We start from the raw sequence: 9,842 nt of genomic DNA, 5'->3' as shown, positions 1-9,842 counted from the left end.
TGTGAACACTTGCTATATTATTTAAGCATTCCAACTAACCTAAGTTAATTGGTGCGCTTCACCAAGTGCCCACATTTATTGACTGTTAATTGTTAAAGAACCAGAATCTTTTCTACCTCGCCAGACCGTCTTCCGATCCAGCTTTGCGTCGCAGCGTTGTGTGCGTCAGCAGCAGAGAAACGAGATTATGAAGCACTTCTTTTTATCTGTCAACACCCTGTTTTTATTTCGTTTAGATCAAATCTTTTTAGAATCAATCTCAACTACCTCAGGATATTTCCAGACCCCGGCTTTCTGCGTCATTTCTTTCGCTCAAACCAGGAATTACTTCACTTTCTACCCCGCTCTTCAGCGGGAGGCGAACTATAGCAAATCCCCCACCTGTTTTGCAAGAGAAATTTTCTTTATCTGCCAAACTTTCAAAAAATGAATTACGCTTATATATGAGATGGGCAAACTGAAGTAAGGCAATGAATTATTCACTCTTTGATGACGCCGGCAATATGCAGCCCTGGACAGAAACTATCTGCGAAGGTGCTGTGATACTCAGGCACTTTTCAGTGAATCACGAGGCCGCATTGCTGGATGACATACAGCAAATATTAAGCAAGCACCCTTTTCGGCAAATGCGCACGCCTAATGGTCACCGCATGTCAGTCGCGATGACTTGCTGCGGCGAGGTGGGCTGGGTATCAGATAGTGATGGCTATCGCTACAGCGCTTATGATCCGGAAAATGGAGAGCACTGGCCTGCGATGCCAGATAGTTTTTATTCACTTGCTGTACAAGCAGCACAAGAAGCTGGTTTTTCTGGCTTTACACCAGACAGCTGCCTGATCAATCAATATCAGGTGGGATCACGCCTTAGTCTCCATCAGGATAAAGACGAAAAGAAATTTGGCGCACCTATCGTGTCTTTCTCACTGGGCATACCGGCGACATTTCTTTTTGGTGGCATGCAACGCAGTGATGCTGTCCAGCGCTATCATCTGGCACATGGTGATGTTGTAGTCTGGGGCGGTCCGGCCAGATTGCGTTACCATGGCGTAGCACCCATCAAGGAAGCGGCGCATCCACTCCTGGGAACACAAAGAATCAATCTGACCTTCCGTGAGGCTATATAGTCAGGCTGCATAAACAGGGCAGCACTTTATCTCGCCGTCCAATAACAAAACAAACAATCTCATATGCCATTTTCGCTAGATAATCTCTTAGTCATCGGAATTTCTTCCCGCGCCCTGTTTGATCTGGAAGTGGAAGAGGCTATTTTTCAAGAACAAGGCCTGGATGCCTATCGCCAGCATCAACTCAAAGAAGAAAACAGCATATTAAAACCAGGCGCAGCTTTTGCCCTGGTCAAGGCTTTATTGAAACTCAACGAGCTGACACCCGGCCACAGACTGGTGGAAGTGGTCATCATGTCGCGCAATTCGTCTGAAACCTCTTTGCGGATATTTAATTCCATTGCTCATTATGGACTGGATATTACACGCGCCGCCTTATCGGGCGGCTCACCACTGGCGCCCTACTTGCTGGCTTTTAACGTCAGCTTGTTTTTATCTCTGCATGAAGACGATGTGCAAGCAGCCATCAATTCAGGCGTAGCGTCGGCAATGTTATATCGCCTGCCAGAAAATGCTGCCGACCCCGAGCAAATTCGCATTGCCTTTGATGGCGATGCCGTCATTTTTTCAGATGAATCTGAACGCATCTATCAGGAACAAGGCGTGGAAGCCTTTGAGCAGCATGAAAGAGAAAATGCCTTGAAGCCTTTGCCGGAAGGGCCTTTTGCCAGATTGCTGCTGGCTTTATCGTATCTGCAGAATAATTTCAAAACCCCGGACGGACGGGCCTTCCCGCTGCGCACAGCCCTGGTGACAGCACGTGCCTCACCTGCCCACGAAAGGGTGATACGGACATTGCGCGCCTGGAATATCGCGATCGATGAAACCTTCTTCATGGGTGGGGTCAACAAGTCAGCTGTACTGGCCGCATTCAAACCACATATGTTTTTTGATGACCAGCATGGTCATTGCCTGCACGCGTCGAATGTTGTGCCGACTGGCCGCGTACCAGTCAAACAAGGAAAATAAATCGCCACAAAACAAAAAAAGCCAGCCTGATTTATCAGGCTGGCTTTTTTATATCTGAAGACAGATTAACGCTGTGCTAGCACATCTACCACACACAAAGCTGTCATATTGACGATGCGACGTACTGTCGCTGATGGCGTCAAAATATGCACAGGCTTGGCACAACCCAGCAAGATAGGACCAATCGCGACGTTATTACCGGCCGTTGTTTTCAACAGGTTATAGGCAATATTTGCGGCATCAATATTCGGCATGACGAGCAGATTGGCATCGCTCTTCAGTGTCGAATCCGGCATCATTTTCTTGCGATAGCTGGTATCAAGTGCAGTATCGCCATGCATCTCACCATCCACCTCAAGATCAGGTGCATCACGCTGAATAATCGCCAGCGCCGCACGCATTTTTTGAGCGGATTCGCTATTGCTGGAGCCGAAATTTGAGTGAGACAGCAAGGCAGCTTTTGGCAACAAGCCAAAGCGACGCATTTCTTCTGCTGCCAGAATCGTGATCTCGGCGATTTGTTCTGCAGTCGGGTTTTCATTGACGTGCGTATCAACCAATACTACCTGGCGATCAGGCAAAACCAGACCGTTCATGGCGGCATAGACATTCACGCCTTCACGCTTGCCCAATACCTGATTGATGTAATTCAAATGCAAGCCTGTCGTACCAAAGGTACCGCAGATCATGCCATCTGCATCGCCCTTATGGATCATCATGGCACCGATCAATGAATGACGGCGGCGCATTTCCAGCTTGGCATATTGCTCAGTCACGCCTTTGCGGGCAGTCATCTGCAGATAGGTCTGCCAGTAGTCGCGATAGCGATCATCCTGCTCAGGGTTGATGACTTCAAAATCTACACCCGCCTTTAGACGCAAACCGAATTTTTCTATGCGCTGGTCGAGGATATGCGGACGGCCCACCAAAATAGGCGCTGCCAGTTTCTCATCAACGATAACCTGCACTGCGCGCAAGACTTTTTCTTCTTCACCTTCGGCATAGACGATACGTTTGCGGTCAGCAGGTGCTTTTTTGGCGATCTGGAACAATGGCTTCATGAAAGTGCCGCTGTGGTAGACGAATTGCTGCAACTTCTCTACATAAGCCTGCATATCCTGGATAGGACGCACAGCCACGCCGCATTCTTCTGCTGCACGGGCAACAGCGGGGGCAATCTTGATCATCAAACGGGGATCAAACGGCTTGGGTATCAGGTATTCCGGGCCAAAGGACAGGTTACTGATGCCATATGCAGAAGCGACGACATCTGATTGCTCAGCCTGAGCCAGCTCAGCAATCGCATGCACGACCGCGATTTCCATTTCACGCGTGATGGTGGTCGCACCACAATCCAGGGCGCCACGGAAAATATACGGGAAGCACAGAACATTATTCACCTGATTCGGGAAATCAGAGCGCCCGGTCGCCATGATGGCATCATCACGTACAGCCTTGACTTCATCAGGCAGAATTTCTGGTGTAGGGTTGGCCAAAGCCAGGATCAAAGGATTTGGTGCCATCAGCTTGACCATATCTTGCTTCAACACACCGGCAGCGGACAAGCCAAGGAAGATATCTGCATCAGGCATGACATCACGCAGGCTGCGGGCCGAGGTTTCTTGCGCGAAGCGTTCTTTGTCCGGGTCCATCAACTCAACACGGCCTTTATAAACTACGCCAGCCAGATCAGTAACGAATATATTTTCCAGCGGGAAACCAAGATCAACGATCAAATCCAGACAGGCCAACGCTGCTGCACCTGCTCCAGATACCACCAGCTTGGTATTTTTGATAGTTTTACCAACAACCTTCAAGCCATTCAGAATAGCTGCGCCAACAATGATCGCTGTACCATGCTGGTCATCGTGAAAGACTGGTATCTTCATGCGCTCGCGCAGTTTGCGTTCTATATAGAAGCATTCTGGTGCTTTGATGTCTTCCAGATTGATGCCGCCAAAGGTAGGCTCAAGTGAAGCAATGATGTCGACCAGTTTGTCAGGGTCAGATTCATTGATTTCGATATCGAATACATCAATACCGGCAAATTTCTTGAATAGTACGCCCTTGCCTTCCATGACAGGCTTGGATGCCAGCGGGCCGATATTACCCAGGCCCAGCACTGCAGTACCGTTAGTAATGACACCCACCAGGTTACCACGTGCAGTGTATTTGAATGCAGCAGTTGGATCGGCGACGATTTCTTCACAAGGTGCAGCAACACCTGGGGAATACGCTAAAGCCAGATCACGTTGATTCGTCAGTTGCTTGGTAGCAGTGACACTGATTTTGCCAGGAGTTGGAAATTCATGATATTCCAGCGCTGCCTGACGCAATTGTTGACGTATTTGCTCTTTTTGATCTGACGAATCCATGTGCTTGACCTTCTTTCTATTTTTTTGCTTACGGAAATCTTACTGGTAGAGATTCTAGCAGAGGGAACCCTCTAACTTTATACGTATTTGTACGACTCTTATGCTTTTCTAGCATAACCAAATGCAATTTATTCTGTTAAGCAATAACACATAGTTCTTAACTATCGAATCGATAAAATCAATTATCTTTTCAAATCAATTATTAAAATCTATTATGTATCTCATGTTGATAGCAAATGCAAACAACACCCTAAAGCACCGTAAATCACCAAGGAGAGCATTATGAGCACCCAGGCAAACCCATCCGTCACCATCCAGAATCTTGAATCCGCTTTTGCAGGTGAATCCATGGCCCATATCAAATACCGCTATTTCGCCAAACTGGCGCGTGAAGCGGGTGCGATAGAAATTGCAGAAGCATTTGAAGCAACCGCTGATCAAGAAGTCATGCATGCCTTTGGTCATCTGGATTTGCTGTATCCCAAAAGCCAGCTGACGCCGCAACGTGCTTTGGAAATTGCCATTGAAGGTGAGACTTATGAATACACAGAAATGTACCCAAAATTCCGTCATCTCGCTGTGGAAGAAGGCAATCAGGCTGCCGTCGCTGAATACGATGAGCAAATCGCAGAATCTAAGGAACACGCTGAAAACTTTAAGCGGACTTTAGAAATCGCTGCCAAGCGTTTTGCTGCACTGGCCAAGGTAGAAGAGCGCCACGCCAATCACTACCGCGCTGTGCTCGAAGCCAATCAGGCCTGAGCCCCAAAAACACTCCATCAAACACAGAGGACATTATGAAAACTTACCAATGCATCGTATGCGGCTTTATCTATGAAGAATCCAAAGGTTTGCCAGAAGAAGGCATCGCCGCCGGCACACGCTGGGATGACATTCCAGCCGACTGGGAATGCCCTGATTGTGGCGTTGCCAAAGCTGATTTTGACATGATAGAAATCTGAGGTAGTCATGAAACCCATCGCCATCATCGGTTCCGGCCTGGCTGGTTATACAGTCGCCAGAGAATTTCGCAAGCTCGATAAAACTACGCCCTTGCTGATCATCACTGGCGATGATGGCGGCTTTTATTCCAAGCCCATGCTGTCGAATGCTTTTGCCATGGGCAAGCAACCACAGCAATTGCAAAGCAAAACGGTAGATCAGATGGCAGCCGAGCTGACTGCCACTATTTTGACCAAAACCGTGGTGAGCGGCATTAATACAAAGGCGCAGACCATACAAACCAAAGTGGGTGATTTTGATTATGCCCAACTGGTGCTGGCGCTTGGTGCGCAAGCCATACGCCTGCCTATCGCTGGCAATGCGGCTGACCAGGTTTTGTCGGTCAATAACCTGGCTGACTATGCCGTGTTTCGCGACAAGCTGGCGCAAGCTGGTGACAAGGCCAGGGTCACCATACTGGGTGCGGGTTTGATAGGCTGTGAATTCAGCGATGACCTGGCCAGCGCGGGGCATGAAGTTACCTTGATAGACCCAAACGCACTGCCGCTCGCTGCACTGGCACCGACCGCTATTTCACAAGGCTTGCATGCCGCACTGAATGCAAAAGGTGTACAACTCAAACTGGGCACCACTGCCAGCCAGATTGACACGTTGGATAATGCCTTAAAAATAACCTTGTCAAATGGAGAGAGTTTTAACACTGATGTCGTCTTGTCTGCAGTCGGCTTGCGTGCCGATATACGTCTGGCGCAAGCAGCACAATTGCAGACAGATCGTGGCATTATCATCAATGAGTATGGCCAGACCAGTGTGCCAGAAATATTCGCACTTGGAGATTGTGCGCAGTACAAGCAAGCAGATGGCAGCCAAAGCCTGATGCCGTATGTGGCCCCCATCATGACTGCAGCGCGGGCAATTGCACAAAGCCTGAGCGGTCAAATGACCAGCATAGACATGAAGCCTGCCGCAGTGCTGGTCAAGACGCCCTGCTACCCGGTTGCACTGATCCCACCTGCGTTTGCGGTCAGCAAATCAGGCGCGTGGGAATCAGATCATGCGGATGGCATTACCACCAGCCGCTACTTTGATGAGAACAAAAAATTGCACGGCTTTGCAGTCGCCCCACAAGATGCCAAATCGAGAAATGCATTGATTGCAGAATTAACAGAAGCACAAGCAACGCGGTTGAACTAATGTAGCAAGGCGCATAGTATCCAAGGCGCCTGGGGATTATCTTGAATCCTGGGTCAGCTTAGGTACAATGCGCGCATGCTTTCCGAATTTGATCTCATCAAGCGCTACTTTGCGCAGCACAGTATTCAAGACAGCCGCGTCGCCCTCGGCATAGGGGATGATTGCGCCCTGCTCAACCCTAGCCCCGGCATGCAGATGGCCATTTCCAGCGACATGCTGGTGTCTGGCCGCCACTTTTTCCCGGATGCTGCCCCATACAAGCTGGGGCATAAATGCCTGGCAGTGAATTTGTCTGACCTGGCTGCCATGGGCGCTGCGCCGCTGGGCTTTACCCTGGCACTGTCACTGCCTGAAGCAAACCAGGATTGGCTGGCAGAATTTTCTCGCGGCTTGCTGACGCTGGCTGATGAACATCATTGCCACCTGATAGGTGGTGACACCACCAAGGGACCACTCAATATCTGCATCACGATTTTTGGTGAGCTGCCACCCGGCACCGCCCTGCGCCGCGATGCCGCCAAGGTTGGCGATGACATCTGGGTATCTGGCACACTGGGCGATGCCCGCCTGGCTTTGGCAGGCTACTGGAATGAAGTCACTCTCAGTGAGTCTGATCATCAATTGGCGGCAACACGCATGCACCAACCCAGCCCACGTATTGCACTGGGCATGGCCTTGCGTGGCATAGCGCATGCAGCGCTGGATATTTCTGATGGTCTGGCGGGTGATCTTGGCCACATACTGGAAAAATCAGCGGTAGGCGCCAGCCTGTTTATTGATCAATTGCCTGCTGGCCCGGTCTTGCAAACGCAGCCTCAGGAATTGCGCAGGCAATTTACCCTGAATGGTGGTGATGATTATGAGCTATGTTTTACGGCTCCCGGCAGTAACAGACAACAAGTCATTGCCGCAGCAGCAAAATCGCACACTGCTGTCACACGCATAGGCCAGATAGAAGCAAATGTTGGCTTGCGCCTGGTCGATGAAGATGGCAAGCCAGTGCAGCTGCAATATAAATCCTTCGATCACTTCGTAAATCCATGAACACTTTAGAACACGGCCAGACAGCCATCGTCACCCACCCTGGCTGGCGCTTCATGCTGCGTCACCCTGCCCATATTCTGGCTCAGGGTTTTGGCAGCGGCTTGTCACCCGTCATGCCTGGCACATCGGGCACCCTGTTTGCCTGGCTGAGTTTTTATGTTCTAACCAGCCGCTGGCCTGAGGTATTCACAACGCTTAACTGGCTCGCCATCATTGTCATTGGCTTTGCTGTTGGAGTCTGGGCTTGTCATGTCACAGGTAAGAACATGGGAGTCGCTGATCATGGCAGCATGGTATGGGATGAGATCATTGCCTTCTGGTTGGTGTTGCTATTCATCGTACCTGCAGATTGGCAAACCCAGTTGTGGGCGTTTATCGGCTTCCGCTTTTTTGACATGGTCAAGCCACCACCGATAGGTTATTTTGACCGCCGCTTCAAAGGGGGCTTTGGTGTCATGTGGGATGATATTGTGGCGGCTTTCTTTTGTCTGCTGAGTTTTGCACTATGGCGTAACTTCTAAAAATAATGGCTGCAAATTGCAGCCATTATTTTTTACTGTTCCATATTGAAGAATACTTACTCGTCCTTAACCCCATCTATCCCCAGTTCCTGAATCTTGCGGGTGATGGTATTTCTGCCTATGCCCAGACGTATCGCAGCATCATTCTTGCGACCATGGGTATGGCGCAATGCGGCCTTGATGACAACAGATTCAAAGCAACGCCCCAGTTTGTCGATGACTTCAGACTGACCTTCTGCCAGCATCGCTGTTGCTTCTGCTTCCAGCAAAGAAACCCAGCTTTCACCACTGCGGTACACTGGTTTTTCTGGATAGGCGCTGCCATTGATTTGTGAAGCTTGCGCCTGCAGATGTTCACCTCCCCTGCCATGCATTTCATTAACACTGCCGCCAACGGGAACCTGAACTGGACTCGCCGCGCCCATGGCAATTGGCACCAGATCTTGCGGTAAATCAGGCACTTCCACCGTCTGGCCAGGCGCCATGACGGTGATCCAGTTGCATAGGTTTTCCAACTGGCGCACATTGCCCGGAAAATCCAGGCTGGACAAAAATTGCAAAGCCGGTTCCGACATGCGTTTGACATCCACACCCAATTGCTTGGCGCTCTGGTTCAAGAAGTATTTTGTCAGCAAAGGGATATCTTCACGACGCTCGCGCAAGCTCGGCAGGCGCAGGCGAATCACGTTCAGACGGTGATACAAGTCTTCACGGAACAAACCATCTTTAACGCGGGTTTCGAGATTTTGGTGGGTCGCGGCGATCACGCGCACATTCGCCTTCATGGGCTGGTGTCCACCAACCCGATAGAAATGACCGTCCGACAAAACCCGCAACAAGCGTGTTTGCAGATCAAAAGGCATGTCACCAATTTCATCAAGGAACAGCGTGCCACCCTCGGCCTGCTCAAAGCGACCACGACGTGTGGTTTGCGCGCCAGTAAAGGCGCCGCGCTCGTGACCAAATAATTCAGACTCCAGCAAATCCTTGGGGATCGCTGCAGTATTCAAAGCAATGAAAGGTTGAGAAGAACGCGGGCTATGCTTGTGCAATGCACGTGCCACCAATTCTTTACCGCTGCCCGATTCGCCAGTAATGAGCACCGTCACATTCGATTGTGACAACCGGCCTATGGCGCGAAACACATCTTGCATGGCAGGTGCCTGACCAAGTATCTCAGGCGTTTCAGACATGCTTTGCTCTACGCTGGATTCGCGCAGGCTCTCATCCATGGCGCGGCGTATCAGCTCTACGGCCTTGTCCAGGTCAAACGGCTTGGCAAGGTATTCAAACGCACCGCCCTGAAAAGCCGCAACTGCTGATTCCAGATCAGAAAACGCCGTCATGATAATTACAGGCAAGCCAGGATATTTGGCTTTGACGGTTTGCAAGAGTTCAAGGCCGGATGCGCCGTGCATGCGTATGTCAGACACCAGCACTTGTGGCGTATCGCTTTGCAAGGCATTCATTGCATCTCTTGCATTGGTGAAGCTGCGGGTTGCCAGATTTTCTCTCGCCAGTGCTTTTTCCAGCACCCAGCGAATTGAATCGTCGTCGTCCACTATCCAGATTGGTTTCATATTGTCGTTTTGCAGTCTGTGTTAAGCATATCGATAGAAGGAGCACTTTTGGTGCCGCCGCTTTGCCACACC

At 50.1% G+C, this 9,842-nt stretch carries 9 protein-coding genes; 7 read left to right on the top strand and 2 right to left on the bottom strand.

Annotation, left to right across the window (positions count from 1 at the left end; genetic code table 11):
* The first annotated feature begins 470 nt into the window (after window positions 1–470).
* Window positions 471–1,124, top strand: coding sequence for a DNA oxidative demethylase AlkB (gene alkB, locus ACO0LI_RS24835; protein WP_423036010.1), 654 nt, complete (start codon window positions 471–473; stop codon window positions 1,122–1,124).
* 63 nt (window positions 1,125–1,187) lie between these two features.
* Window positions 1,188–2,093 (top strand): 5'-nucleotidase, encoded by a 906-nt coding sequence (locus tag ACO0LI_RS24830; protein ID WP_423036008.1) that lies wholly within the window; start codon window positions 1,188–1,190, stop codon window positions 2,091–2,093.
* Between the two features lie 65 nt (window positions 2,094–2,158).
* Here the strand turns inward: ACO0LI_RS24830 and ACO0LI_RS24825 are convergent, their stop codons facing one another.
* Window positions 2,159–4,468, bottom strand: a complete 2,310-nt coding sequence (locus ACO0LI_RS24825) for an NADP-dependent malic enzyme (RefSeq protein ID WP_423036006.1) — start codon at window positions 4,466–4,468, stop codon at window positions 2,159–2,161.
* A 282-nt stretch (window positions 4,469–4,750) separates the two neighbouring features.
* On the opposite strand from ACO0LI_RS24825, the gene ACO0LI_RS24820 reads away from it, so the two are divergent.
* The 5 genes from ACO0LI_RS24820 to ACO0LI_RS24800 all read left to right on the top strand — a co-directional run bounded on the left by ACO0LI_RS24820 (window position 4,751) and on the right by ACO0LI_RS24800 (window position 8,190).
* On the top strand, window positions 4,751–5,230 hold the full coding sequence (locus tag ACO0LI_RS24820; protein WP_422952300.1) for a rubrerythrin family protein: 480 nt from the start codon (window positions 4,751–4,753) through the stop codon (window positions 5,228–5,230).
* Window positions 5,231–5,265: 35 nt separating this feature from the next.
* On the top strand, window positions 5,266–5,430 hold the full coding sequence (locus tag ACO0LI_RS24815; RefSeq protein WP_110258335.1) for a rubredoxin: 165 nt from the start codon (window positions 5,266–5,268) through the stop codon (window positions 5,428–5,430).
* Between the two features lie 7 nt (window positions 5,431–5,437).
* A complete protein-coding gene (locus ACO0LI_RS24810; RefSeq protein ID WP_423036004.1) occupies window positions 5,438–6,625 on the top strand; it encodes an FAD-dependent oxidoreductase in 1,188 nt (395 codons plus the stop codon).
* 75 nt (window positions 6,626–6,700) lie between these two features.
* Window positions 6,701–7,669 (top strand): thiamine-phosphate kinase, encoded by a 969-nt coding sequence (thiL, locus tag ACO0LI_RS24805; RefSeq protein WP_423036002.1) that lies wholly within the window; start codon window positions 6,701–6,703, stop codon window positions 7,667–7,669.
* Window positions 7,666–8,190, top strand: a complete 525-nt coding sequence (locus ACO0LI_RS24800) for a phosphatidylglycerophosphatase A (RefSeq protein ID WP_423036000.1) — start codon at window positions 7,666–7,668, stop codon at window positions 8,188–8,190. The genes thiL and ACO0LI_RS24800 overlap by 4 nt, the downstream gene beginning before the upstream one ends.
* A gap of 56 nt (window positions 8,191–8,246) precedes the next feature.
* Here ACO0LI_RS24800 and ntrC read toward each other — a convergent pair whose 3' ends face one another.
* Window positions 8,247–9,770: a nitrogen regulation protein NR(I) gene (gene ntrC, locus ACO0LI_RS24795; RefSeq protein WP_423035998.1), complete on the bottom strand. Its 1,524-nt coding sequence runs from the start codon at window positions 9,768–9,770 to the stop codon at window positions 8,247–8,249.
* Window positions 9,771–9,842 lie beyond the last annotated feature (72 nt).

This window comes from Undibacterium sp. Tian12W (assembly GCF_049339405.1).
GTDB lineage: Bacteria > Pseudomonadota > Gammaproteobacteria > Burkholderiales > Burkholderiaceae_D > Undibacterium.
Note: the sequence above shows the minus strand (reverse complement) of the source record. Positions and strands in the feature narration are given on the sequence as shown.